This is a genomic window from Chryseobacterium sp. GW821-FHT04C04, from assembly GCF_059420365.1.
This window is the reverse complement of sequence record NZ_JBWKTO010000001.1, coordinates 336,394-361,062: the sequence shown is the minus strand read 5'-3', so window position 1 is coordinate 361,062 and position 24,669 is coordinate 336,394. Positions and strand designations below refer to the sequence as shown.

The 24,669-nt window shown below is 36.0% G+C and carries 24 protein-coding genes and 1 pseudogene; 10 read left to right on the top strand and 15 right to left on the bottom strand.

From position 1 onward, the window contains the following. Position 1: 1 nt before the first annotated feature. Positions 2-325, bottom strand: coding sequence for a translation initiation factor (locus AC07UM_RS01680; protein ID WP_109738269.1), 324 nt, complete (start codon positions 323-325; stop codon positions 2-4). A 342-nt stretch (positions 326-667) separates the two neighbouring features. On the opposite strand from AC07UM_RS01680, the gene gpmI reads away from it, so the two are divergent. The 5 genes from gpmI to AC07UM_RS01655 all read left to right on the top strand — a co-directional run bounded on the left by gpmI (position 668) and on the right by AC07UM_RS01655 (position 5,605). Then, positions 668-2,209, top strand: a complete 1,542-nt coding sequence (gpmI, locus tag AC07UM_RS01675; RefSeq protein WP_494682774.1) for a 2,3-bisphosphoglycerate-independent phosphoglycerate mutase — start codon at positions 668-670, stop codon at positions 2,207-2,209. A 150-nt stretch (positions 2,210-2,359) separates the two neighbouring features. Continuing rightward, complete coding sequence (locus tag AC07UM_RS01670) at positions 2,360-3,337, top strand: acyl-ACP desaturase (RefSeq protein ID WP_103234039.1); 978 nt, start codon at positions 2,360-2,362, stop codon at positions 3,335-3,337. Between the two features lie 96 nt (positions 3,338-3,433). Beyond that, complete coding sequence (locus tag AC07UM_RS01665; RefSeq protein ID WP_109738270.1) at positions 3,434-3,865, top strand: BT0820 family HAD-type phosphatase; 432 nt, start codon at positions 3,434-3,436, stop codon at positions 3,863-3,865. A gap of 163 nt (positions 3,866-4,028) precedes the next feature. Then, positions 4,029-4,838, top strand: a complete 810-nt coding sequence (gene map / locus AC07UM_RS01660; protein WP_494682775.1) for a type I methionyl aminopeptidase — start codon at positions 4,029-4,031, stop codon at positions 4,836-4,838. Beyond that, positions 4,838-5,605 carry a class I SAM-dependent methyltransferase gene (locus tag AC07UM_RS01655; protein WP_103234042.1) on the top strand — a complete coding sequence of 256 codons (768 nt, stop codon included), beginning with the start codon at positions 4,838-4,840 and terminating at the stop codon, positions 5,603-5,605. Before map ends, AC07UM_RS01655 begins: the two co-directional genes overlap by 1 nt. Before the next feature lie 243 nt (positions 5,606-5,848). On the opposite strand, the gene AC07UM_RS01650 is transcribed toward AC07UM_RS01655, so the two are convergent. Then, positions 5,849-6,181, bottom strand: a complete 333-nt coding sequence (locus AC07UM_RS01650; protein WP_124531088.1) for a DMT family transporter — start codon at positions 6,179-6,181, stop codon at positions 5,849-5,851. 257 nt (positions 6,182-6,438) lie between these two features. Further along, the gene (locus AC07UM_RS01645) at positions 6,439-7,002 is read right to left on the bottom strand and encodes a Crp/Fnr family transcriptional regulator (RefSeq protein ID WP_494682776.1); all 564 of its coding nucleotides are present in this window, start codon (positions 7,000-7,002) and stop codon (positions 6,439-6,441) included. 386 nt (positions 7,003-7,388) lie between these two features. On the opposite strand from AC07UM_RS01645, the gene era reads away from it, so the two are divergent. Together era and AC07UM_RS01635 are read left to right on the top strand one after the other, a co-directional pair. After that, complete coding sequence (era, locus tag AC07UM_RS01640) at positions 7,389-8,264, top strand: GTPase Era (protein WP_103233612.1); 876 nt, start codon at positions 7,389-7,391, stop codon at positions 8,262-8,264. 66 nt (positions 8,265-8,330) lie between these two features. Beyond that, entirely contained in the window at positions 8,331-8,759 is a 429-nt protein-coding gene (locus tag AC07UM_RS01635; protein WP_494682777.1) for a DoxX family protein, read from the top strand. A gap of 66 nt (positions 8,760-8,825) precedes the next feature. Here the strand turns inward: AC07UM_RS01635 and AC07UM_RS01630 are convergent, their stop codons facing one another. Next, positions 8,826-8,975 carry a bacteriocin-like protein gene (locus tag AC07UM_RS01630; protein WP_185147134.1) on the bottom strand — a complete coding sequence of 50 codons (150 nt, stop codon included), beginning with the start codon at positions 8,973-8,975 and terminating at the stop codon, positions 8,826-8,828. Between the two features lie 120 nt (positions 8,976-9,095). On the opposite strand from AC07UM_RS01630, the gene AC07UM_RS01625 reads away from it, so the two are divergent. Then, complete coding sequence (locus AC07UM_RS01625; protein WP_494682778.1) at positions 9,096-11,498, top strand: alpha/beta hydrolase family protein; 2,403 nt, start codon at positions 9,096-9,098, stop codon at positions 11,496-11,498. 162 nt (positions 11,499-11,660) lie between these two features. On the opposite strand, the gene AC07UM_RS01620 is transcribed toward AC07UM_RS01625, so the two are convergent. Then, positions 11,661-12,350, bottom strand: a complete 690-nt coding sequence (locus tag AC07UM_RS01620; protein ID WP_494682779.1) for an HAD family hydrolase — start codon at positions 12,348-12,350, stop codon at positions 11,661-11,663. Between the two features lie 76 nt (positions 12,351-12,426). On the opposite strand from AC07UM_RS01620, the gene AC07UM_RS01615 reads away from it, so the two are divergent. Together AC07UM_RS01615 and AC07UM_RS01610 are read left to right on the top strand one after the other, a co-directional pair. Next, positions 12,427-12,990 carry a Crp/Fnr family transcriptional regulator gene (locus AC07UM_RS01615; RefSeq protein ID WP_494682780.1) on the top strand — a complete coding sequence of 188 codons (564 nt, stop codon included), beginning with the start codon at positions 12,427-12,429 and terminating at the stop codon, positions 12,988-12,990. Positions 12,991-13,411: 421 nt separating this feature from the next. Further along, the gene (locus tag AC07UM_RS01610) at positions 13,412-13,915 is read left to right on the top strand and encodes a GNAT family N-acetyltransferase (protein WP_494682781.1); all 504 of its coding nucleotides are present in this window, start codon (positions 13,412-13,414) and stop codon (positions 13,913-13,915) included. A gap of 75 nt (positions 13,916-13,990) precedes the next feature. Here the strand turns inward: AC07UM_RS01610 and AC07UM_RS01605 are convergent, their stop codons facing one another. The 10 genes and pseudogenes from AC07UM_RS01605 to AC07UM_RS01560 all read right to left on the bottom strand — a co-directional run. After that, positions 13,991-14,479, bottom strand: a complete 489-nt coding sequence (locus tag AC07UM_RS01605) for a hypothetical protein (protein ID WP_494682782.1) — start codon at positions 14,477-14,479, stop codon at positions 13,991-13,993. Between the two features lie 101 nt (positions 14,480-14,580). Further along, positions 14,581-15,942: an MATE family efflux transporter gene (locus AC07UM_RS01600; protein ID WP_494682783.1), complete on the bottom strand. Its 1,362-nt coding sequence runs from the start codon at positions 15,940-15,942 to the stop codon at positions 14,581-14,583. A gap of 101 nt (positions 15,943-16,043) precedes the next feature. Further along, positions 16,044-17,228, bottom strand: a complete 1,185-nt coding sequence (locus AC07UM_RS01595; RefSeq protein ID WP_124531097.1) for a sigma-54-dependent transcriptional regulator — start codon at positions 17,226-17,228, stop codon at positions 16,044-16,046. 56 nt (positions 17,229-17,284) lie between these two features. Continuing rightward, a complete protein-coding gene (locus AC07UM_RS01590; protein ID WP_494682784.1) occupies positions 17,285-17,944 on the bottom strand; it encodes a YggS family pyridoxal phosphate-dependent enzyme in 660 nt (219 codons plus the stop codon). A 123-nt stretch (positions 17,945-18,067) separates the two neighbouring features. Beyond that, a complete protein-coding gene (locus tag AC07UM_RS01585; RefSeq protein ID WP_494682785.1) occupies positions 18,068-18,931 on the bottom strand; it encodes a polysaccharide deacetylase family protein in 864 nt (287 codons plus the stop codon). A 305-nt stretch (positions 18,932-19,236) separates the two neighbouring features. Further along, positions 19,237-19,965, bottom strand: a complete 729-nt coding sequence (locus tag AC07UM_RS01580) for a DUF72 domain-containing protein (protein WP_494682786.1) — start codon at positions 19,963-19,965, stop codon at positions 19,237-19,239. Positions 19,966-19,969: 4 nt separating this feature from the next. After that, positions 19,970-22,831, bottom strand: coding sequence for a heavy metal translocating P-type ATPase (locus AC07UM_RS01575; RefSeq protein WP_494682787.1), 2,862 nt, complete (start codon positions 22,829-22,831; stop codon positions 19,970-19,972). Positions 22,832-23,022: 191 nt separating this feature from the next. After that, on the bottom strand, positions 23,023-23,583 hold the full coding sequence (locus tag AC07UM_RS01570; RefSeq protein WP_494682788.1) for a helix-turn-helix domain-containing protein: 561 nt from the start codon (positions 23,581-23,583) through the stop codon (positions 23,023-23,025). Continuing rightward, positions 23,580-23,975 carry an acyl-CoA thioesterase gene (locus AC07UM_RS01565; protein WP_103235690.1) on the bottom strand — a complete coding sequence of 132 codons (396 nt, stop codon included), beginning with the start codon at positions 23,973-23,975 and terminating at the stop codon, positions 23,580-23,582. Before AC07UM_RS01565 ends, AC07UM_RS01570 begins: the two co-directional genes overlap by 4 nt. Before the next feature lie 95 nt (positions 23,976-24,070). Beyond that, positions 24,071-24,334: pseudogene (locus AC07UM_RS01560) on the bottom strand (DUF6157 family protein); the annotation flags it as partial. Positions 24,335-24,669: the final 335 nt, after the last annotated feature.

Genomic DNA, 24,669 nt, shown 5'->3' with positions numbered 1-24,669 from the left:
TCTACCCGCCAACACGTTTGGTTTTATATCCCATTTCTTTAAGGATATTCATTATTTTATCACGGTTATCCCCCTGAATGATAATCGTTCCATCCTTCTCAGAACCGCCTATACCCAGGGTGGTTTTTATTTTCTTTGAGATTTTTTTCAATTCTTCCTCACTGCCTTCCCAACCTTCAACAACGGTTACAGGCTTACCATTTCTCCCTTTTTTCTCAAACTTGCATACCAAAGGCTCTTTCTGCTTGAATTGCTCTTCAGGCATCTCAAAATCCTGCTCATCATGATCAGGAAAAAGATTCTTCAATTGATCTCGTAAATCCATGCAGCAAAATTAAAAAGATTTACCGATTAATTGACTGAAATAACCAACGAAATTTCAATTTTTAAACCCTGTCAAGGTTTTAAACCTTGACAGGGTTCCGCGAATATAAAAACCCTGAGCAGACTACAGGTGATAACCCCATTGTGATATCAGGAAAAATCTCATATTTTTCAAAACTTAAGTGAACTTCTATGCAGCCATCATATCACTTAAAATAGCTTAAGTGTTAAAAAGCTTTTGCGTCTTTTATGATAACAAAATCAGTCATCAATAAAATTCAAGACTTCAAATTCTTCTATTCATAGGAAATTAGGTAAATTTGTATAACAAAAGTTTTACAAAATGTCAAAAAAAGCAATACTGGCAATTCTTGACGGATGGGGATTGGGAACAAACCCTAACGTTTCTGCAATAGACAAAGCAAACACACCATTCATAGACAGCTGTTACAAAAAATTTCCACATACTACACTTGAAGCAAGTGGGCTGGCTGTGGGGTTACCAGCGGGACAGATGGGAAATTCTGAAGTAGGGCACATGAACCTGGGAGCCGGGAGAGTCGTTTACCAGAACCTTGTTAAACTCAACATGGCTGTTGAAAACGGAACACTGGGCCAGGAAAAAGTGATTCAGGATGCTTTTGAATATGCCAAAAGAGAAAATAAAAAAATACACTTTATCGGATTGGTTTCCAATGGAGGAGTACACTCACATATCAATCATTTAAAAGGATTACTGACTGCAGCAAAAGACTTTGGTTTGAATGAGAACGTTTTTGTTCATGCATTTACCGATGGAAGAGACTGTGATCCGCATTCAGGATTTGGATTTATTGATGAGCTTCAGAAACATATGGATGTGACTACAGGAAAACTGGCAACAGTGGTAGGAAGATACTATGCGATGGACAGAGACAAGAGATGGGAACGTGTAAAACTGGCTTATGATGCCCTTGTAGAAGGAATAGGAGAGCCATCAACGGATGCTTTGGCAGCGATTAAGGCTTCTTATGATAATAATGTTACCGATGAGTTTTTGAAACCCATTATTTTAATAAATACGACAGCGACAGGAAATATAGTTCCGGTAGCAAAAATCATTGATAATGACGTGGTGATCTGTTTCAACTTCCGTACAGACAGAGGTAGAGAAATTACAGAAGTGCTTTCTCAGAAGGATTTCCCGGAGTACTCTATGAAAAAGCTGAATCTTTATTATGTCACGCTGACAAACTATGATAAGACATTTCAGAATGTACAGGTCGTTTTTGACGAAAATGTATTGACGGAAACAATGGGTGAAATTCTTGAAAAAAATGGAAAAACCCAGATCAGAATTGCAGAAACTGAAAAATATCCTCACGTTACTTTCTTTTTCTCAGGAGGAAGAGAAGAGGAATTTGAAGGGGAAAGAAGACTGCTGTGCCCAAGCCCAAAAGATGTTCCTACGTATGATTTAAAACCGGAAATGTCAGCTTATGATATTACCAATGCCATCGTACCAGAATTGGAACAGGGAACCGCTGATTTTGTTTGCTTAAATTTCGCCAATACAGATATGGTAGGGCATACAGGTATTTTTGAAGCTGCTGTAAAAGCTGCTGAAGTAGTAGACCAGTGCATAGAAAAAGTGGCAACAGCTGCTTATGAAAACGGATATGCTGTTTTCATTCTTGCAGACCACGGAAACTCTGATGTAATGATCAATGCAGACGGAACTCCTAATACCCAGCACTCTACAAATCTGGTTCCTTTTATCGTGATGGATAAAGAACATACCTGGAACCTAAAACCCGGAAAATTAGGAGATGTAGCCCCTACAATCCTTAATGTAATGGGGGTTAAAATACCAGATACAATGACAGGAGAAGTTTTAGTTAACTAAAATTCAATAATATTGTTAAAAAAATGCCGTTATACTTTTGTAGCGGCATTTTTTTTATGACTTATGTCAGATAAGGTATGACTTGCATACTTTATTATGCGCTAAATAATAAATAAATCATATCTTTGTAAATTAAAACTGAATAGTAAAATGTATCAAAAGCTTGTAAGGAAAGAAGTAATGGGAATATTGGAAAAGGAAGTAGGTTCTTTTCTTGATAAATTTTTAACGCCAATTGAAAAAATCTGGCAGCCTTCCGATTATTTACCAGATCCTTCAAGCGATGAATTCAAACACGATTTAGAAGAAATTCAGACTTTTGCCCGTGAAATGCCTTATGATCTTTTCGTAACACTGATTGGAGACTGTATCACAGAAGAAGCACTTCCTTCTTATGAGTCTTGGTTGATGGGAGTTGACGGAATCAATCAGGAAGGGAAATTAGGTTGGGCCAATTGGGTAAGAGCATGGACTGCAGAAGAAAACAGACACGGAGATTTATTAAACAAATACCTTTATCTGTGTGGAAGAGTAAACATGAGAGAAGTAGAGATTACGACTCAATACCTGATTAATGATGGTTTCGACTTGGGAACAAGCATGGATCCGTATAGAAATTTTGTCTACACAAGTTTCCAGGAAACAGCAACCAATATTTCTCACAGAAGAGTAGGTACGCTTGCAAAACAATCCGGAAACGGAAAACTGGCAAAAATGTGTGGGGTAATTGCTGCAGATGAAGCAAGACACGCTAAAGCATACAAACATTTCGTTGCTAAAATTCTTGAAATAGACCCTTCAGAAATGATTCTTGCCTTCGAAGATATGATGCGTAAGAAGATTGTAATGCCGGCTCACCTGATGAGACAGTCAGGGCAGAAGGCAGGAGAACTTTGGGGACACTTCTCAGATGCAGCACAAAGATGTATGGTGTATACTGGTCATGATTATATCAATATCATGAAAGACCTTTTAGATGAATGGAAAATTGAACACGTGAAAGGACTTACAGAAAAAGCAGAAAAAGCTCAGGAATATCTGATGAAGCTTCCTGCAAGACTACAGAAGATCACAGACAGAGTTTCTACTCCAGATCTTCAGTTTCAGTTCAGCTGGGTAAAGAAATAATTGATTTACATATTATTTAAATTATAAAAGTATTGAGTGCCTTTCTTTTGGGCACTCTTTTTATTTCTTATCTTTGCAAAAGCTAAAAAAAACAAAATGTTAAATAATAAAAAGATTGCTGTTGACTTTGACGGAACGATTGTAGATGACGCTTACCCGGCAATTGGAAAAGCGAAAACTTTTGCTTTCGAAACATTAAGAAGACTCCAGGCCGAAGGTTTTAGACTTATTCTTTGGACTTACAGACACGGAAAAACATTAGATGAAGCTGTAGAATTTTGCAAAAAAAACGGAATAGAATTTTATGCAGTGAATTCAAGTTTTGAAGGAGAAGTTTTTGACTCTGAGACTCAATCCAGAAAATTAGACGCAGACTGGTTCATTGACGACAGAAATTTAGGTGGATTCCCAGGTTGGGGTGAGATCTACAATATTATTCAGGAAAGAATAGAATTCCGTGTAGAAGGAAAAGAAGTTCTTGCCTATTCAAAACTTAAAAAAGAAAAGAAAAAAGGACTTTTCTGGTAAGATATAGAAGATAGAAGCTATATTGTAGATGTTAACCTTTTAACATCAAATACTTCTGATTTTTTATAATTTATGATAGAAAGTTCATAAGATGATTGGACGCAAAAATAAGCGTAATGCTGTAATCCAGCTTCTAACATCTAATATCTAACATCTATATACAATGATTCAATTAAAAACGATAGACGAATTACGTCTGATGAAGGAGAGCGCCCGTTTGGTTTCTAAAACATTGGGAATGTTGGCAAAAGAAATTAAACCAGGGATTACAACCTTATATTTGGATAAATTGGCTCATGATTTCATTAAAGATCATGGTGCTGAACCTGCATTTTTAGGATATGGAGGGTTTCCAAACTCTTTGTGTATCTCTCCAAATGAGCAGGTAGTTCATGGTTTTCCCAACAAGGAAGAAATAAAAGAAGGAGATGTCCTTTCTGTAGACTGTGGGGCTATTCTTAACGGTTTCGTAGGAGATCATGCGTATACTTTTGAAATTGGAGAAGTGAAGCCGGAGGTAAAAAAGATGCTTCAGGTTACCAAAGAATCTCTTTACAAAGGTATTGAGCAATGTGTCAGAGGAAAAAGAATAGGAGATATCTCTCATGCAATTCAGTCTCATTGTGAGAAAGAAGGGTATGGAGTAGTAAGAGAGCTTGTAGGACACGGTTTGGGAAGAAAAATGCATGAAGATCCACAGGTTCCTAACTACGGAAGACAAGGAAGCGGAAAAATAATTAAAGACGGTTTAGCAATTGCTATTGAGCCCATGATCAATCTTGGAACAGAGAAAGTGAAATTCCATAGCGATGGCTGGACGGTAACGACGTTAGATAATATGCCATCTGCTCACTTTGAACATGATGTAGCGGTGATCAATGGTAAGCCGGTATTGCTTTCAACATTTGAATATGTGTACGAAGCTTTAGGGATTGTAAGTGATGAAGAAAAGCAGTTCCAACTGGATTTTTAATGAAAAAGTTAACTAAGCTTTTACTGAATAAAATACCGCGTCCAATGCTTATTAAGATGAGCATTTGGGCAAGACCGCTTATCTATCAGTTTTTCAAAGGAGATCAGTTTTTTGACCCTATCGACGGAAGATCTTACAGGAAATTCCTTCCGTATGGATATGGAAAACAGAGAGAAAATGCTCTTTCTCCCGGAACATTAAGCTTGGAGAGACACCGCCAGATGTGGCTGTATCTTCAGAACGAAACTGATTTTTTTATTAAAAATTATAAAGTTCTGCATATTGCTCCGGAACAGGAATTTTTAAGAAAGTTCAAGAGAATGAGTAATCTGAACTACATTTCGGCAGACTTATATTCTCCGATTGTTGATGTGAAGGCTGATATTCTGGACTTACCTTTTGAGAATGAAACATTCGATATTATTTTCTGTAACCACGTTCTGGAACATATTGAAGATGATGCAAAAGCAATGAGCGAGCTGTACAGAGTGATGAAACCCGGAGGGTGGGGAATTCTTCAGGTTCCGATGAAAAATTCTTTGGAGAAGACTTACGAAGATTTTACCATCAAAGATCCTAAGGAACGCCAGAAACACTTTGGACAATATGATCATGTCCGTTGGTATGGAATGGATTATTTTGACCGTTTAAGAAAGGCAGGTTTTGAAACAGAACCGAATTTCTACTCACAGAAGTTTCCGGAAGATGAAATAAAAAAATACGGGTTAAGGCATAATGAGATCTTACCTTTAGTATACAAAAAATAAAACAAAACCCGTTTCAACTGCTGAAACGGGTTTTATATGAAGAATTACCAGTAGAAGTTTGAATGCTTATAAGAGTTAATTTAAATTTTTAGTGGATGTTTCCAGTCTTGAACTTTTGTATACTTTTGCTTCAAGGTAAAAGTACAAATAAGAAAAATAGATATTCAACCCTATAAAATAAAAAACCGCCTTCATGATAAAGACGGTTTCCATTTTTAAATATAGATAGAAGTTTATGCACTTTTAATGTGATGAAGACACAGCTTTCAAGCCTACTACAGAAGCAATAAGAGTTAGAATAAAAAATACTCTCCAAAAACTAACGGGATCCTTAAAGAAGATAATTCCCATTAAAGCCGTTCCTACAGCCCCAATTCCCGTCCATACCGCATAAGCAGTACCGATAGGCAGTGTTTGAGTCGCTTTGATCAACAGAAGCATACTGATAGTCATTGTTATCAGGAAACCGGTATACCACAGGTACATTTCAGTTCCTGATGTTTCTTTTGCCTTTCCCAGACATGATGCAAAGGCAACTTCAAATAATCCCGCGATAACTAAGATAATCCAATTCATTTTTTAAATTTTTCTACGGCAAAGTTCAGGTTTTGTCAGGAGAAAAAATTTTACAATTGTTAAAAAATGAAGTTTCGGAGTTGATTACAGAAAAGAATTTGAGAGCTGGAAGCTGAAAGTGGGAAGAAAAAACTATAGCCATATCAATAGGGGTAGACTTTAGTCCGCTCTCAATAATAAAAAACCATTCCTCTGGCTTTAGCCAAAACATAAGAATTTTTTAATCTTTCAATTCTTCAATTTTTCAATTGTAGAACTTACTTTATCTCCGCTCTGATTCTGCTCAAACTTACCTGGGTAATCCCAAGATAAGAAGCAATATAACCAAGCTGAACTCTTTTGAGTAAATCAGGCTGATAGGAGATAATGTCTTTATAGCGTTCCAAAGAAGTTTTGAACTGTCTTGAAATAATCAGTTCTTCAGATTTTATCATTTCTGCTTCCGCTAATTTTCTTCCCCAGTTGGCAATATGAATATCTTCATTAAACAGTTTTCTGAGACTTTCTGTTTCCATTCTGTACAGGTCGCAGTCTTCCAGTAATTCGATGCTTTCATAGCCGGGTTTATCCTCTACATAGCTTTTCATAGAAAGAATGCATTGCCCCTCACTTCCGAACCAGAACGTAATATCATTCTCAGCAGTGGAAGAGTAAGCACGCGCAATTCCTTTTCTGATAAAATAGAGGTACGGAATCACTTTGTCAGCTTCCATCAGGCAAAAACCTTTAGGATGAGAAACCTCTGTGATACGTTCTTTTAAACTGTTTTTTGATGCTTCAGGAAGAAGGTAAATCTTGTCCAGAATCTGGTCTATATTCATAAAGATGAATTCTAATATTCAAAAGTATCAGTTTTAGGTAATGCAATACAAAATTATAGCGTGATTTTTATAAGAAATATTGCAATAAAGTGATCAAAATTTTTCCGACTCAGGATACATATCATCAAATATTACAACGGAAAGGGTGAAAATTCCCCTCTTCTGGAGGGGTGGCGAAAATTCAAAGAATTTTTGACGGGGTGGTTTAATCTTTTATAATAAATAAAACTCCCAAAAAGTAAATAAGCCCCGGCAATCGATTTCCTGTAAATTCCTTTCAATATGCTATAGCCGGAATATAACTCTCTTTTTTCTTTTTAAATATTGAGATTAAAGGTAAAGACCAATTTTGTTTTACTAACTTTGCACTTTGTAATATTATTTTTATGCACAAAGCTGGATTTGTAAATATAGTTGGAAAGCCCAATGCGGGAAAATCGACCTTGCTAAACCAATTAATGGGAGAGAAGTTGGCGATTGTAACGCAGAAAGCACAGACAACCCGTCACAGAATTTTTGGTATTTATAATGAAGATGACCTTCAGATTGTATTTTCTGATACTCCCGGAGTATTGGACCCAAAATACGGACTGCAGGAAAAAATGATGGATTTTGTAAAGGACTCTTTACAGGATGCCGATGTTTTCCTGTTTATTGTAGATGTTACCGATAAAGCGGAACCATCAGAATTTTTAATTGATAAATTAAATAAAATCCCTGTACCAGTACTTCTTTTGTTAAATAAAGTAGACCAGACCGATCAGGCAGGTCTTGAAAAACTAGTAGAAGAATGGCACAACAGAATTCCGAAGGCTGAAATTCTGCCTATTTCGGCATTGAATGCCTTTAATACAGAGATCATTTTACCTAAAATAAAATCTTTGCTTCCTGAGAACCCTCCTTATTACGATAAAGATCAGTACACGGATAAACCCGAAAGATTCTTTGTAAACGAGGCAATTCGTGAGAAAATTCTTCTGAATTATGATAAAGAAATTCCATATTCTGTAGAAGTAGTTACAGAACAGTTCAAAGAGAAAGAAGGAATTATTTTCATCGACTCTATTATTTATGTAGAAAGAGATACTCAGAAGGGAATTATTATCGGGCACAAAGGAGAGGCTATCAAAAAAGTAGGAACAGAGGCAAGATTGGACCTGGAAAAGTTTTTCACCAAAAAAATTCACTTAAATCTATTTGTAAAAGTGAAAAAAGACTGGAGAAAGAACGACAGAGATCTTAAAAATTTCGGTTACAGATAAACTAAAACAGCCGGAATCCCGTTGTATTAAAAGATTTTTATTATCTTAGTATAAATTTTTTAGTACATGAACTATAATCATTCAAATTGGAGCTCAATACCTAAAGATATTGTTTTATTAGCGGTAAGAGTCTTTGTTGGCTTTGCAATGCTTTCTCATGGTTTCCCAAAACTTCAGATGCTATTGGCGGGCGGTAAAATTGAGTTTTTCGATTTTATGGGACTAGGACCTCAGATATCACTTATTCTTACGGTTTTTGCTGAATTTGTTTGTTCAATACTACTTATATTAGGGCTTTTTACAAGAATCTCTTTAGGGTTTCTGATCTTTACAATGATTATTGCAGCTTTTGCAGTACATGGTGCAGATCCTTTTGAAAAAAGAGAAATGGCCCTTGTCTATCTTTCCGTTTATCTTCTGTTGATGGTAATCGGTGCCGGAAAAGTTTCGGTAGATCATATGATAGAAAGAAGAAAAAGAGCTTCAGACTGGTAATCTTGCCATAAGAGCAATATAAAATAAAAGAAAGGCACTTCAGGAAATGAAGTGCCTTGTTTGTTCTTAATAATTGCAGTTAGGTAAGCACTCCCAAATCAGCTTTCCGTTTTCGTCTTTTACTCTGCAAGCCATATAGCCTGCATCACATAATGGAGCACTTCCTCCAATGATCGTTTTCAGATTGCTCTTTGATAATTTTCTTAAATTTTTCATATTGTTTTTGATTTGTAAAGTAAATGTAATAAAAAAATAAATATGACACTAAAAAGAGTCTTATTTATTTAATTTTATAAATATTGCAAAATTCACTACATTCGTAGAAAATGAATTTATATGAAGATAAAACTGACTATTTGCCTTCTGGCATTTCTCAATTTTTATGATGCACAGGAGAATATCACTTACCAGAAACCCTCTGCAGAAATCTTAAAACTGGCAGATTATCAAAGACCACCAAGTGTTTTGATGAACAGTAAAAAAGACTGGGTGGTATTTACGTATCGTCCTACATATAAAACCCTGGAAGATCTTAGCCAGCAGGAAATGAAACTGGGCGGTCTTAGGATCAATCCGGTTACCAATATTTCAAGCAGTACCACTTACTCAAATAATCTGAAGATCAGAAAGATCAATGATAAAAATGAGATTCAGGTAAAGAATCTGCCTTCCAATCCAAAAATTACCTATGTTTCGTTTTCACCGGATGAAAAGAAACTGGCTTTTACCAATACAACTGCTAAAGGAGTAGAACTCTGGGTAGTGGATATGGAAACCGCTTCTGCTAAAAAAATTACGGCTGATAATCTGAATGCCAATTTAGGAATGCCCTATGTTTGGTATAATGACTCTCAAAGCTTCCTGATCAGGGCAATTCCACAAAATAGACCCGCTCTTATAGATGCGAGCAAAGATCTTCCAACAGGTCCGATTGTTTCAACAGCAGATGGTAAAGTTTCCCAAAACAGAACGTATCAGGATCTTTTGAAAAATCCTCAGGACGAAAAAAACTTTGAGACGCTTACCGCTTCTGAAATCTATAATGTAGATTTCTCAGGAAATCTTAAGAAATTGAAAAATCAGGATATGTATGCCGGTTTAAGTTTTTCTCCTGACGGAAATTATCTGATGGCTACAGTGATCAAAAAGCCGTTTTCTTATATCGTTCCTCTAAACAGATTTCCTTCAACAACAGTGGTGTATGATACGAAAGGGAATGCTGTGAAAACGGTGAATGAAGTTCCTTTGAATGAAATCATGCCGAAAGGATTCTCATCGGTAAGAACCGGAAAAAGAGATATGGCATGGAGAAGTGATGCTCCTGCTACTCTTACGTATGCTGAAGCTTTGGATGGAGGAGATCAGTCTAAAACAGCAGAGTACAGAGACGAGGTATTTACCTGGGAGGCTCCATTTACAGCGGCTCCGAAATCTTTCTTCAAAACAAAGCAGAGATATGATGATGTCGTTTGGACAAATGATCATTATGCCATTGTTTCTGAAGGCTGGTATGACACAAGAAATACAAAATCTTACCTGATAGATACCAATAATGGAGAATCTAAAGTTTTCGATGACAGAAATTATCAGGATGTTTACAGTGATCCGGGGAACTTCAACACAACAAAAAACCAGTACGGAAAGTATGTCATCGATATGAAAGGTGGAAAAGCCTACCTGATTGGAAATGGATTTACCAAAGACGGACAACATCCTTTTATTGATGAAATGGATGTGAAATCACTGAAAAAGAAAAGACTTTACACTTCTAATATAAAAGACGGGAAGGAAGAAATCATTGATATCCTCAATGCTTCAAAGGGGGAGATTCTTACGACTCAACAGTCACCGAGCCTTTATCCTAATTACTTCAAAAAGAATATTAAATCCAATAAAGCAGAGGCTGTAACCAATTTTGCCAATCCTTTTGAAAGCATCAAAGACGTTTACAAAGAAGTGATTACGTATAAAAGAAATGATGGAGTTACCTTAACAGGAACGCTTTATCTTCCTGCTAACTACGATAGAAAAGCGAAAAAAGAGAAGCTTCCGTTATTAATTTGGGCTTATCCTACAGAATATAAAGATAAAAATACGGCAGGGCAGAACACCCAAAACCCGAATGATTTTACATTCCCATACTACGGATCTTTTGTATACTGGACAACGAAAGGATATGCAGTTCTTGATGATGCTGCTTTCCCGATTATTGGAGAAGGAAAAACAGAACCTAACGATACATTTATCCCACAATTGGTAGCAAATGCTGCAGCTGCAATTGATGCAGTAGATCATCTGGGATATATCGACAGAAAGAAAGTAGCTGTAGGTGGGCATTCTTATGGGGCATTTATGACCGCAAACCTTCTGACGCACTCTGACCTTTTTGCATGTGGAATCGCCAGAAGTGGGGCATATAACAGAACTTTAACTCCATTCGGGTTCCAGAGCGAGCAGAGAAACTATTGGGATATTCCGGAGATTTATAACAAGATGTCTCCGTTCATGAATGCAGACAAAATGAAGACCCCGCTTCTTCTGATTCACGGGGATGCTGATAATAACCCTGGAACTTTCACTTTACAAACAGAAAGATACTTCCAGGCTTTGAAAAATCTGGGTGCTCCGGTAAAAATGGTTCTTCTTCCAAAAGAAGCCCACGGATACCAGGCTAAAGAAAATATCTTACACCTTCTATGGGAACAGGATCAGTTCCTTGAAAAGTGCCTGAAGAAATAAAATATGAAAGAGACTGTTTATCACAAACAGTCTCTTTTTTTTTGATAAAAAATAGAATAAGGAAATTGAAGATATTATCTAAAAACTCCATAAAATAGAGTTGTTTAACGCAAGCTCATCTTAATAATCTTACCCTCTTAATACTCCTTAATGGTTTAAATATTAAAGAAACTTTAGGATCTCATCAATATTTTTAAGCTCCATAAAATTCGGATGTTCCAGAGTAACATCATGCTGCTCATGGCTCCAGGTGATATGATAAGGAATATGAGCCGCACATCCACCGATTTCCAATACCGGTAAAATATCTGACTTTATAGAATTTCCAAGCATCAAAAAGTTATCAGGCTGGCAGTCCAGATGTTTCAGGAGTTTCTTGTAATCATTCTCTTTCTTATCACTCATGATCTCAATATGGTGAAAATAGTCCTGTAATCCTGAATTTTTCAGTTTGCGTTCCTGATCCAGAAGATCTCCTTTTGTGGCGACAACCAGTCTGTATTTTCCCTTTAAGCTTTCAAGAGTGTCTGTAACCCCACCCAACAATTCAATGGGTTTTTGAAGAAGGTCCTGGCCAAGTTGGATCGCTTTGTTTACCAGTTCCAGGGACGCTGTATTGTTGGAAACTCTGCCGACGGTTTCAACCATACAAAGCATAAATCCTTTTACTCCGTAACCGTATAAATGAAGATTTTGCATTTCTGTTTTGAACAATTCCTGTGATACAGAGTGCTGTGGCAGATAGTCTTCAAGCAATATACAGAATTCTTTTTCTGCCTCCTGAAAATAAGGCTCATTGATCCAAAGAGTATCATCTGCATCAAAGGCTATCGTTGTAATATGATTATTCATTTTTGTTTTGTAATTTTCTGTCTTCAAAATTCAGGATAAAAAATAAATAAGCAAAGGACATTTGTCCCGAATCCATATGTTACGAACAAATCAGGCATTTTCAAGCTATTTTGAAGAACTTTATCATAAGAAGAAAGTTGGAGAAGAGATCGTCGTAAAGTCTTTTTCCCAGAATGAAAATATATTGATACAGAATCAGCTGCTGTCAAAGGTTATGTTGATCAAAGAAGGAATAGCCAAATGTTATTTTACCGAAGAAAACGGAAAGGAATATATTGTCGAATTTCTTGGAAACGGTGAAATCCTCGGAGAAGTAGAGTTGATTAAAAATATAAGCTGTTTATGCGGAGTGAAAGCTGTATCTGAAGTAACCGTATATGAAACGAATATTTCTTATTTTAAATCTTTGATTAAAAATGATCTTACCCTGAATCATTTATTACTGGATTCATTCGCAGAACGGATTATCAATACTTCCAGCAGGGCATCCTATCAACAGTTATATACGGTAGAACATACTTTAACACAATTACTGAATATGCAGTCCAAACAAGGAATTCAGATTTCTAAAGAAGACATGGCTGCTTATCTGGGAATTACTGTAAGAAGCTTGAATAGAATCTTAAAGGATTTGAAATAAAATGTTTGATAAAACACAAAGACGCAAAGAGTTTTTTTATACTGTTTTTAAGGCGCAATAAAATCGAAGATTTTCAGCAAATAAAAGTAGATTAATTTTCCTCACAGATTGAGAAGATTTTGCAGATCTTTTTATTATTACCTGCAAAATTTACATAATCAGCGAGCAGTAAAAATTAGCAATATTCAATTTTATCGAAGATAAAATCTTTGCGTCTTAAAAACATCAAAAGTTTAAATCATTGCGCCTTCGCGATTTCCAACAAAAGAAAATTTTATTTTAATCCAATATTGAGTTGAAGTCTGATTGATTTTAGGGGTATGTCTGTTTTTAATATTAAAATTGAATAAAATAATTAAATTTTAAAGGGGTGTTTTTAAAATTTGTTATTTTTGCATAAATTAAGTTGAATATTATCTTCATGGAAAAATTAAAATTCAGAAATGCTGAATTGGCTGATTTAAACAAAATTGTAGCCATCTATAATTCAACAATTGCCTCAAGGATGGTGACTGCAGATATGGAAGAAGTCTCTGTAGAAAGTAAATTAAAATGGTTTGAAGAACACAATCCTCAGACAAGACCACTTTGGGTGGTTGAAGATGACCAGGATCAAATCATTGGATGGGTAAGCTTCAGTTCATTTCATGAAAGAGCAGCATATAACGGTACAGTAGAGGTAAGTATTTATCTGGATGAAACCTGTAGAGGGAAAGGATACGGTAAAACCATTCTTCAATACTGTATTGATAATGCAGGGAAATTTGGAGTAAAAAACCTGGTCGCTCTCATTTTTCTTCATAATGAACCGAGTTTGAAACTTTTCAGAAACTTTGGTTTTGAAGATTGGGGAAGCCTTCCTAATGTAGCTGTTCTGGATGGTGTGGAAAGAAGTCTGAAGATTTTAGGAAAGAGGATAGAGTAGTAAGAACCAGAATTTAAAACAATATAACTTAAACAAGAAAATAGCTGTCTCAAATCTGAAACAGCTATTTTCTTTTTATTCCTCATAATATATAGTAATAATTTTATTTCTCCATTTTTTTATTTGCTTCAAAATTTCCTCAAGATCTTTTTGGGGATTTAGGGTAATAATACCATTGTAAACGGGATAATCATGAATATTTAAATTATAATGGTTCAAAGCTTTTTGCGGAGATTCCAGATCATTTTTTATATATTTTGCCAGAACAAAAATTAAGGAAATATCAGGATCGGAATAGTAAAGTTGTGGGTTGTCTTCTTCATTAACAAGTTTATAGTCTGTCATTACTGTTTTTAAATAATGTTCAAAAGAAAGAATTGCCAGATTATATATTGATTCATGTTCATATTTTTCATCCATAGTTCCCCACCAATCAATGCTAAGTTCACTGTCTAATAAATAAGTTAAAGCATTTTTAAGCCCATTAATGATAATCTTTAATCTTTCAAAGCCAAAATCATAAGTTAGAGCATCGTTTTGAAGGTCTTCTTTAGTTAAATCCATAGCTGACTTATGTTCTTATAATTACTAAATCATAAATAATAAAGTTAAATAAAAAACGCAGAGCTAAAAAACTCTGCGTCAATATTTACTTATATTTTTATTTATGAATTCTGCTTAATTCTTTTAGCAGACATATTCAAGAATCGTTTCACCAGGAAAACAGCTGATACTGTCAATCCTAGTCCGAGTGCGATCCACATTCCAAATGCTCCCATTTTCAGGATTACACATAAGAAATATCCTAAAGGAATGGTGATCACCCAATAAGCAATGAAAGTATAAATTGATGGGATTTTCACATCCTGCAATCCTCTCAGCATTCCTAAGGCCGTTACCTGTACTCCGTCAGAAAGCTGGAATAAAGCGGCAATAATCATTAGTTTTGAAGCCAGGGTAATCACTTCCACTTCTTCTTTTTTCGTAAAGAAAGTAGGGAGTATGTTTCTGCCCAAAATAAATACCAATCCACAGATGCACATGAAGATAAAAGCAATTTTCAGGTTGTTGATTCCTACTTTTCTCAGTTCAACAAAGTTCTGCTCACCTAGTTTTCTGCCGATCATTACGGTAGAGGCAACACTGAACCCAACACATAAGTTGAAGGTAAAGGAAGCCATACTTAAAGCGATCTGGTGAGAAGCAATATCGTGAGCAGAAATCAATCCACAGATAAATGCTGCCCCAGCAAAAGCTGTTACTTCAAAAAACATCTGTAAAGCCGTAGGCAGTCCCAGTCTTACCATTTTATCAAACATCTGTTTTGAAAAATCCTGAATTTTTAAAGAGAAATCTTTGATATAACGTCTTGTTCTTTTTTCTTTTACCAAAACAAAATAAAGGAAAACCACCATGAAAATTCTGGAAATCAAGGTTGCCAGTGCGGATCCCTGTACCCCCATTGCTGGGATTCCCCAAAGTCCTTTGATGAAAACATAGTTTAAGGCAATATTGATGATATTGGCAATAATAGTTGCCTTGGTAACGCCAATGGTATAAGATAACCCTTCAGAAACTTCACGAAGGGTCTGAAATGCCATAATTGGGATCATACTGACCACCATTATACTCAGGAAGCTTACCGTGTCTGGAATGATCTTGGCAGGCTGTCCGGAGTGGCTGAGGAGGGGCATCCCCATCAGTAAAATGACCATCAGGATAACCCCAACAGACATATTGATGATAAATCCGTGGCTAAATACAGAATTGATGGTTGCGTGATCTTCTCTTGAGTGTGCTTCCGAAACCAATGGAGGAATCGCAAATGAAAAGCCTAAGGCTAATACAAATATGGAGAAAAACACAGCATTCCCCAATGAAACGGATGCCAGTGCATCAGCACCCAGCAGTTGTCCGACAATAATATTATCGAATAAGTTTACCGAAACTTGCCCCACCTGAGTAAGCATTACAGGCAGAGCCAAAGTCAGGCATTCTTTCGTATAGTTTTTGTTTAAAAAGTTCATAATATTTTAAGATTCATATAGTTTATAAATTAAATAGGGGCAAAAAAAAATTTGCAGTGAGACACTGCAAATTTTTATAATATTGTAAATAATAGAAGCTATTATTTCCTTACAAAACTTGCAACGTCACTTTCAGAAACAGTGTTTCCACCAAGAATAATTAACCTCTCAACGACATTTCTTAATTCTCTGATATTTCCAGTCCATGAAAGCACTTTTAAAGCATCAATAGCTTTATCATCAAACTTTTTCATAGCAGTACCATGCTCATCAGCAATCATACCTGAAAAATGATCAACCAATAATTTGATATCTTCTTTTCTTTCATCCAATGGTGGAACATAGATTTCAATAACAGAAAGTCTGTGGTAAAGGTCTTCTCTGAATTTTCCTTCTTCAATTTCCTTCTGCATATTTTTATTCGTTGCTGCAATTACTCTTACATCAACTTTGATTTCTTTATCGCTTCCCACAGGAGAAACTTTGCTTTCCTGAAGAGCTCTCAATACCTTTGCCTGAGCAATAAGGCTCATATCTCCAATCTCGTCAAGGAAGATGGTACCCCCATTAGCCTGCTCAAACTTTCCTTGTTTATCTTTAATAGCACCTGTAAAAGATCCTTTTACGTGTCCAAAAAGTTCAGATTCAATAAGCTCAGACGGAATTGCAGCACAGTTTACCTCTATCATCGGGCCTCTTGCACGTTCACTTTGATTGTGGATAGCATGAGCAACCAATTCTTTTCCGGCACCATTGGGTCCTGTAATCAGAACTCTGGCGTCAGATACCGCTACCTTTTCGATCATATCCTGGATCTTTTGAAGAGCAGGAGAGTTACCGATCATCTGGTATTTTTTGTTGACTTTCTTCTTTAAGGTTTTATTTTCGGTCTGAAGATTTTTGTTTTCTTTCTTCAACGTTTCCTTAACCAATGCATTTTTCACACTCGTGATCAATCTGTTGATGTCAATTGGCTTGGAAATAAAATCGTATGCGCCCTCTTTCAAACAGGAAACAGCAGAATCAATATCTGCGTGGCCTGAGATCATGATAAAAGTAGTTTCTGGTTTTAATGCGAGACTTTGCTTCAAAAGTTCAGTTCCTGAAAGTTTAGGCATTTTGATATCAGAAATCACCAATGCGAAATCTTCTTTTTCTAGCTGTTTGTAACCTTCAAGGCCGTCTTCTGCGATAACAAATTCATAATCGGTGAGTTCATCCGAAAGAATACTATGAAGTACTCCTGAGATTGCTTTTTCGTCTTCTACTATAAGGATTTTTTGCATAGTTGCAAATTTAAATTTTTTGTTTCAATTATTAGCAAAAACCATACCTAAATATTCTATTTTGAGTAGTCTCGTCTCCCAAAAATGGCAGATCCAACCCTCACAGAATTAGCCCCGCACTCAATGGCTACCGGGAAATCATCACTCATTCCCATTGATAAGATATGTAATGTTTTCAGTTGATTTAATTCATCAAAAAGACCCTTCAGTATTAAAAACTCATTTCTTACCTGCTGCTGATCATCCGTGAATGTTGCCATTCCCATTAAGCCGGTAATTTCAATATTGGGAAATTTGCCTTCAATATATTGTTGAAACAGATCTTTAGCTTCTGAAATTTCAAGGCCAAACTTACTTTCCTCAGCCGCAATTTTCACCTGCAAAAGAACTTTAATGACTCTGTTGTGTTTTCCAGATTCTTTATTGATTTCTGCCAATAATTTTTCAGAATCCACACTTTGTATGGTATCTATAAATGAAGCAATGTACTTTACTTTATTGGTCTGCAAATGACCGATCAGGTGCCATTGGATATCATCAGGAAGAAGAGGGGACTTCTCCATCAGTTCCTGCACCTTATTTTCTCCAAAAACTTTTTGTCCCAGATCATACACTTCCTGAACGGCAGAAGCCGGATGTGTTTTCGAAACGGCAACCAGCTGAACGCCGGATGGCAGTTGATCTTTTATAGCGATGTAATTTTCTTTAATACTCATAAATGCAAATTTCCGAAAATTCCCCGAAGGTTCAAAGCTCAGGGGTTTAAAGTTTAAGGTTGTGGAGTCCGGATTTTCCAGTCAGATGTTTTAATCCATAATGCCTTGAAGCTAATCTCTTTATTAATTCAAAACCTCATTGATCTTAGGATACTGAGAAATTTTTCTGAAAACAAACCTGTTGCTTTTTTGTAATTTTTCAATGAACATATCCAGCTCGTTGATAGAATCTGCATCTCTGAGATATTGGTCGTGGGTAAGGAAAACAAGATGTCTTGACGTTTTTTCAAGGTCGTTCAAGAAAATACTGTCAACCTTCTTGATCATCGCTTCATGACTTCCTTTTAAAGTCATTTTTTGGGAAGGTCTCCATTCAAGATCCCAGCCGATCACTTTATAACCTGCTTTTTTAAGACCGTCTGCTGAGGCAGTGGAGCTTTTGATATCGGTTACATTAATATTATTGAGTCTCCAGATATTTCTTCCCGGAGTTCTTGCTATTTTATCTGAAAGCTTCAGGCTGTCTTTGGCGATATCAAAATCATGAACCACAGCGTCTGCATTTTTATAAAAATCGGTGTATTTGTTGTGGGCATGAGTGAAACTGTGATTCGCCAGTTCTATCAGTGGGTTTTGCTTCAGAAGCAGTAAGTCATCTTTCTGTTTCTTGCTTCCATAGGCGTGTTTTCCCACCAGAAAGGCAGTTGCACAAACATTTCTTTTGTCAAGGATTTTTAAAAGATTTTCGGTTCCCTGATTGGGACCATCATCGAAGGTCAGGTAGATCACTCTTTTATCCGGGTCTACATTTTCATCATCCATTTTAGGAACTATTTCTGCGGCAGGATGTTCTTGTGAATTGACGACGGGGTCATTCACCTCATTCTTGAAATTACAGCTGTTCAATAAAACTGAAGTTGCACTCACCAATGCAAACACCCCGAGAAAAGTCGCATTTTTTGACTTTCCTGCAAAAATTTTTTTCATAAAGATAATGGAATTTTAAATTGTTAAAAATCGTTAAAAATAACAGTTGAAAGTTAACAAATTATATGCCATGCTGTACACTTATTTTTCTTTTTAAGCTTATTTTAAGAACTTTATTTTAAAGCGATTTTCCCTTTAAATCCCAATTGTGAACATATGTTTTTCTTTTCTTTAAATTTTAACATTTATAAATACAAAACCAATAGCTTTTCTCTATTTATGTTGAATTAAAAATATTTTCATAGAGTGGGGAATTATTTTTATTTTAACAAAAATTAGAAAATTGGAAAAGAAGATAACCGCGTCTATTCTAAAATACTTTTTAAATACAAGGCATTTCGAATGGCAGCGGTTCCCCATGTATTATTGAAAAAAATAAAAAGGGTCTGCTTATGATTCTTAATTTTTTCAGCGAGCTCATTCATGAAATTTTCGCTGTATTCAGATTTGTAAAGGATGGGTTTTCCGTGAAGTCTGTAATAGAGTATTTGGGGATGATTGATGATGATATCTTCAGGAAGATCGCCCGGAAAACTGACGCCGGAAAAAACAATATTATGGTGTTTTAAAAGATCAAAAACTTCTTTTTGCCACCATGAGCGGTGACGGAATTCAATTACATTCAGAAAAGCATGATCCATATTATTAATAATACGTTCTGTATTTTCTGGCGTGTTTTTAAAGGAAGGTGGAAATTGGTATAGAAACCCGGATAGCTTCTCTTTCAGATTGCTTTGAATATGATTGCAGAATACTGCGATTTCTTCTTTAGAATTTTCAAGTCGGTTTTCGTGAGTGATGGATTTTGGAATTTTAATAAAGAACCTGAAGGCGTCAGGTGTTTCATCATACCACTTCAGAAGTGTTTTTGCTGTAGGTTTCCTGTAAAAGGTAGAATTGATCTCTACTGCGTTGAAGGTTTTTGAATATAAAGAAAGAAAGTCTTTACTAGGCGTGTTTTCAGGATATAAAGACCCTTTCCAGTCGTTATTATAAAATCCTGAACATCCTATGTAAAGACTTCCTTTTTTCATGCTGTTATTTTATATTCAGATCTACTGAGTTTAATCTCAACGAATTCAGAATCACAGATAGAGAGCTGACACTCATAGCCGCTGCAGCTATCATGGGTGATAAGAGAATTCCAAAGAATGGATACAATAATCCTGCCGCTACCGGAACTCCTAACACATTATAGATAAATGCGAAGAATAAATTCTCTTTAATATTTTTGAGAAGTTTTTCACTGAGTAGCTTTGCTTTTGCCACTCCCAAAATATCACCTTGTAATAAAGTGATTTCGGCACTTTCAATCGCTACATCCGTTCCTGTTCCCATCGCAATTCCGACATTGGATTGGGCAAGGGCAGGAGAGTCGTTGATCCCGTCTCCGGTCATGGCAACGATTTTACCTTGCTGCTGTAGTTTTTTTACTTCATTCAGTTTATCCTCGGGAAGACAATTGGCTTTGAAATGTTTGATTCCTAATTCATCAGCTACGGCTTTGGCGGTATGTTCGTTATCACCAGTCATCATAATTACATCGATACCTTCGTTCATCAGCTGTTTTACTGCTTTTTTAGAGCTTTCTTTGATTTTATCTGTAAAGCTTATGAAACCAAGCACCTGCTGATCCTGTGCGATATAAGAAATCGTATGGGCCTTTGACTGTACTTCTATTGCTTTTTGTTTTAAAGTCTCCGGAATCTGGATCTGATGGGTTGTCAACAAGTTTTCATTTCCTAAATAGGCGGTTTTACCATTAATGTTTCCTTTTATTCCTTTTCCGGAAATGTTTTCAAACTGATCTACTTTTTCAGCGTTTATATTTTCTTCTTTTGCTCTTTTTATGACGGCATTGGAAAGTGGATGTTCGGAATTTTGATTCAATGAAAAAGCCATTTTTAAAATCTGATTCTTATCTTCATGATCTACCGTTTCAATATGTTCTACTGATGGTTTTCCTTCTGTCAAAGTCCCTGTTTTATCAGTGATTAAAACATTTACTTTATGCATTTGCTCAAGAGCTTCTGCATTTTTGATAAGGATTCCGTTTTTAGCACCTTTGCCAATTCCTACCATTAATGACATGGGAGTGGCCAGTCCAAGGGCACACGGACATGCGACGATTAAGACGGCAACAGCATTCACAAAAGCAAATAAGCTTCTTTTTCCTTCCGGTCCGAAAAACTGCCATAGAATAAAAGTAAGCACGGCAATAAGAATGACCACAGGAACAAATACTTTTGAAACTTTATCTGTCAGCTTCTGGATAGGAGCTTTGCTTCGACTGGCTTCATTCACCATTTTAATGATCTGTGAAAGCAATGTTTCGTCACCTACTTTTTCCGCTTTCATGATGAATACCTGATTACCGTTTATCGTTCCCGAAGAAACCTTGTCATCTGCACTTTTTTCAACAGGGATAGGCTCTCCTGTGATCATACTTTCATCTACTATAGAATTTCCTTCTGTAATTTTTCCGTCTACCGGAATTTTTTCACCGGGTTTTACCTTTAATAAGTCTCCTATTTTTACCTGGGAAAGCAGAACTCTTTTTTCTTCACCGTTTACCATGAGATTGGCTTCATCGGGTGAAAGGTTCATTAATTCTTTGATGGCATTTCCTGTTTTTTTATGGGCTGCTGCTTCCATTAGCTGCCCTAAGATAACAAGGGTTAAAATCACACAAACCGCTTCAAAATACAACGGAATTTCATGATTATGTCCACGGATCTCATGCGGGATAATATCAGGGAAAATTAAAGCTGCAATACTGAAAATAAATGCTGCCGCTACACCCAAAGCGATAAGACTGAACATATTAAGATTCCATGTTTTAAAAGAAACCCATCCTCTTTTTAATAAGAACCAGCCGGAATAAAACATCACAGGAAGCGTCAGAGCAAGCTCAATAAACCCCTGGATCTGATGTGAAAAAGGGAAATTGATAAACATTCCTCCCATTGAAAGAATAAAAACAGGAATAGTAAATGCTAATGAAGCAATGAATTTTCTCTTTAATATAGTATAGGTTTCATCTTCATCATCATTGCTGCTGTCAGTCATTCTTACGAGATCCATCCCACAGATCGGGCAGTCTCCCGGTTCGTCACGGATGATTTCCGGGTGCATCGGACAGGTATATTTTGCCACTTTCTTTTCCGGATATTTGACCAAGTCCATTCCGCAGACTGGGCATCCTACATTGGAATCGTAGGTCTTGTCTCCTTCACAATACATGGGGCAATAGTATCTGCCAGCCATTTCATCAGTTACTTTTGGAGCTTCATGATGATGGCTGTGATGCTCATGATGAGAATGGGAATGGGAGTGATGGTGCTGTGAACCTGCTTTTTGTGCAAGCTCTTCAGTGATCGGCTCTAGGTCCATATGGCAAACCGGGCATTCTCCTTTTTCATTATATACCTTATCACCCTCGCAAAACATTGGGCAATACTGTTTTCCGACACTGTCTTTAAAGTTTTCAGGAAGGTTGGTTGCTGAATAGGCTGGTTTATGATTAGGATCTTTGGCGAGCTTTTCTTCAATAGGTACGAGGTACATTTTGCAGACAGGACATCTTTCACCCTGTTTGAAATATACTTTATCTCCTTCGCATTCCATCGGACAATAGTATACTGAAGACGGAGATACCCGGTCCTGAGGTTTTACGAAAGCTTTCTCAGGATTATTGGGATCTTCAAGTCTGTATTTTCCTATTTCTGCCAAAGCATCATTTAAAACTGAAAGTTTCACTCCATGATCAGAAGTAATTGTTGCGGTATTGTTTTCCAGATTTACATCGGCTTTAACACCATCAATACTATTCAGTTGATTGGATATCTTTTTCTGGCAGCCGGAACAGGTCATTCCGAGTATTTTATACTGTTGGTCCATGATTCTTAAATTTATAGTACAAATTTCCAAAATGGAATTCTAAGGCTGTTATAAATTTAAGGATAATAGTTATAAAATTAGGAGAGGGAGAAGTTGGAGGGTGGGAGAGTTTGAGTGTATTAGGGTGAGGGAGTAAAATGTTTGTGTTTTAATTACCTGTAAATTTCCCAGTACTCAAACTCTCAAGCAGATTAAAGATTGTCAAGTGCTTTGCGGTTATGCTCTTTCAATTTTTTGAACTCAGTAGGAGTAAACCCGGTTACATTCCGGAATTGGGAAGAGAGATGCTGAACGCTTTTGTAGCCAAGCTTTCCTGCAATTTCAGTAAGGTTGAATTCATTATACAGAAGCAGTTCTTTTACCTTTTCAATTTTCTGAAGGATGAAGAACTGTTCTAACGTAATATTTTCATTTTGTGAAAACGTTTTTGAAAGAGCGCTGTAATCTTTATGAAATTTTGAACTTAAAAATTCTGAAAGCAGAAAATCTTCAGAAACATCAAGCTCACTAACCTTTAGAATGATCAGATTTTTAATTTTTTCAACAAGTTGATGAGCAGAATCCATGATTCTTTCAAAACCTGTATCCAACAGTTGTTTTTCTATGATCTGCATTGTATCAGGGGGGATTTCAGAATCGGTTTCTATTTCCCCTAATAAGACAACGTTTATCTTTACATTTGCATTACGGAAAATGTTTTCCACTGCTGCAATGCATCTGTTGCAGACCATATTTTTTATGAAAATTTTCATAGGTTTCCGTTTAACCTGTCTTTTACAAATTCGATCTGGGTTTTTCCATGAGGAGCAGGATTACCTTCTGCATCGAGGTTTACCATTACAATTTTATCTACGGTAATAATGGTTTGATGGGTCATTTTGTTTCGGACATCACACCTTAAAGCAATAGAGGAGGACCCGAAATGGGTAGCTTCAATTCCTATTTCTATAATGTCTCCCTGTTTGGCAGAGCTGACAAAGTTAATTTCAGAGATAAATTTCGTTACCACTTTTGTGTTTTCCAACTGGATGATAGCATAAAGGGCTGCTTCTTCATCGATCCATTGAAGGAGTCTTCCTCCGAAAAGTGAATGGTTGGGGTTTAAATCTTCGGGTTTTACCCATTTTCTGGTATGGTAGTTCATGTCTTTTTAATTTGCAGTACAAATTTAGTGTTAAAAGCTGATCTTTTCAAAAGAATAGCATTTATTGATCTGAAAAGGATGATTCATTTTCTCAATCATTTTCTTTTGGAACACATGGCTTTTGCTTTTTCCGTAGAAGTATCATGTAGTAATGTTTGATATTTCTTGCTTTTTATGGTAAACAAAACTATTTTTTTCCTTCCTGTTATATGAATTCCAAATCTGTATTTTGGAGTTAAAAGTGAACAAAGAAAGCGTTTCTGACCTTTGAAAAGAATTTTCACTTTCCTTGTGTTTTCATGATCTGAAATATCATATTTAATAACATAACATTCAAAAATAATATCGTCTGATGAATATTGATAAGGATTTTATGAGTATCTCATATTGAAGGTTGGTAATCGTTTTCTTTTTCTTTCAGGAGATACTAGTGCTTGAGAAATTGTGCAGTTTTCTGCTGATTCAATAAAAGTATTGATGTAATTGGGAGCATGCTGTTTATATTTTTTATGATTCTATTTGAAATATTAAATAAATTTAACTAAGTCTTTGATTGGATTTATTTATTTGATAATCAGCAACTTATTATTGTTTTTAGCGACTTTTCACTGTTTCGATTCAACATAATGTGAGAAATGTGTAAAAAAAGCTTGGATTTGATTATTTTAATTGTATCTTGCATACGTTTATATTT

Bases quoted from the DNA above. Each gene is read 5' to 3' on its own strand.
- AC07UM_RS01680 (WP_109738269.1), bottom strand. From the start codon at position 325: ATGGATTTACGAGATCAATTGAAGAATCTTTTTCCTGATCATGATGAG.
- gpmI (WP_494682774.1), top strand. From the start codon at position 668: ATGTCAAAAAAAGCAATACTGGCAATTCTTGACGGATGGGGATTGGGA.
- AC07UM_RS01670 (WP_103234039.1), top strand. From the start codon at position 2,360: ATGTATCAAAAGCTTGTAAGGAAAGAAGTAATGGGAATATTGGAAAAG.
- AC07UM_RS01665 (WP_109738270.1), top strand. From the start codon at position 3,434: ATGTTAAATAATAAAAAGATTGCTGTTGACTTTGACGGAACGATTGTA.
- map (WP_494682775.1), top strand. From the start codon at position 4,029: ATGATTCAATTAAAAACGATAGACGAATTACGTCTGATGAAGGAGAGC.
- AC07UM_RS01655 (WP_103234042.1), top strand. From the start codon at position 4,838: ATGAAAAAGTTAACTAAGCTTTTACTGAATAAAATACCGCGTCCAATG.
- AC07UM_RS01650 (WP_124531088.1), bottom strand. From the start codon at position 6,181: ATGAATTGGATTATCTTAGTTATCGCGGGATTATTTGAAGTTGCCTTT.
- AC07UM_RS01645 (WP_494682776.1), bottom strand. From the start codon at position 7,002: ATGAATATAGACCAGATTCTGGACAAGATTTACCTTCTTCCTGAAGCA.
- era (WP_103233612.1), top strand. From the start codon at position 7,389: ATGCACAAAGCTGGATTTGTAAATATAGTTGGAAAGCCCAATGCGGGA.
- AC07UM_RS01635 (WP_494682777.1), top strand. From the start codon at position 8,331: ATGAACTATAATCATTCAAATTGGAGCTCAATACCTAAAGATATTGTT.
- AC07UM_RS01630 (WP_185147134.1), bottom strand. From the start codon at position 8,975: ATGAAAAATTTAAGAAAATTATCAAAGAGCAATCTGAAAACGATCATT.
- AC07UM_RS01625 (WP_494682778.1), top strand. From the start codon at position 9,096: ATGAAGATAAAACTGACTATTTGCCTTCTGGCATTTCTCAATTTTTAT.
- AC07UM_RS01620 (WP_494682779.1), bottom strand. From the start codon at position 12,350: ATGAATAATCATATTACAACGATAGCCTTTGATGCAGATGATACTCTT.
- AC07UM_RS01615 (WP_494682780.1), top strand. From the start codon at position 12,427: ATGTTACGAACAAATCAGGCATTTTCAAGCTATTTTGAAGAACTTTAT.
- AC07UM_RS01610 (WP_494682781.1), top strand. From the start codon at position 13,412: ATGGAAAAATTAAAATTCAGAAATGCTGAATTGGCTGATTTAAACAAA.
- AC07UM_RS01605 (WP_494682782.1), bottom strand. From the start codon at position 14,479: ATGGATTTAACTAAAGAAGACCTTCAAAACGATGCTCTAACTTATGAT.
- AC07UM_RS01600 (WP_494682783.1), bottom strand. From the start codon at position 15,942: ATGAACTTTTTAAACAAAAACTATACGAAAGAATGCCTGACTTTGGCT.
- AC07UM_RS01595 (WP_124531097.1), bottom strand. From the start codon at position 17,228: ATGCAAAAAATCCTTATAGTAGAAGACGAAAAAGCAATCTCAGGAGTA.
- AC07UM_RS01590 (WP_494682784.1), bottom strand. From the start codon at position 17,944: ATGAGTATTAAAGAAAATTACATCGCTATAAAAGATCAACTGCCATCC.
- AC07UM_RS01585 (WP_494682785.1), bottom strand. From the start codon at position 18,931: ATGAAAAAAATTTTTGCAGGAAAGTCAAAAAATGCGACTTTTCTCGGG.
- AC07UM_RS01580 (WP_494682786.1), bottom strand. From the start codon at position 19,965: ATGAAAAAAGGAAGTCTTTACATAGGATGTTCAGGATTTTATAATAAC.
- AC07UM_RS01575 (WP_494682787.1), bottom strand. From the start codon at position 22,831: ATGGACCAACAGTATAAAATACTCGGAATGACCTGTTCCGGCTGCCAG.
- AC07UM_RS01570 (WP_494682788.1), bottom strand. From the start codon at position 23,583: ATGAAAATTTTCATAAAAAATATGGTCTGCAACAGATGCATTGCAGCA.
- AC07UM_RS01565 (WP_103235690.1), bottom strand. From the start codon at position 23,975: ATGAACTACCATACCAGAAAATGGGTAAAACCCGAAGATTTAAACCCC.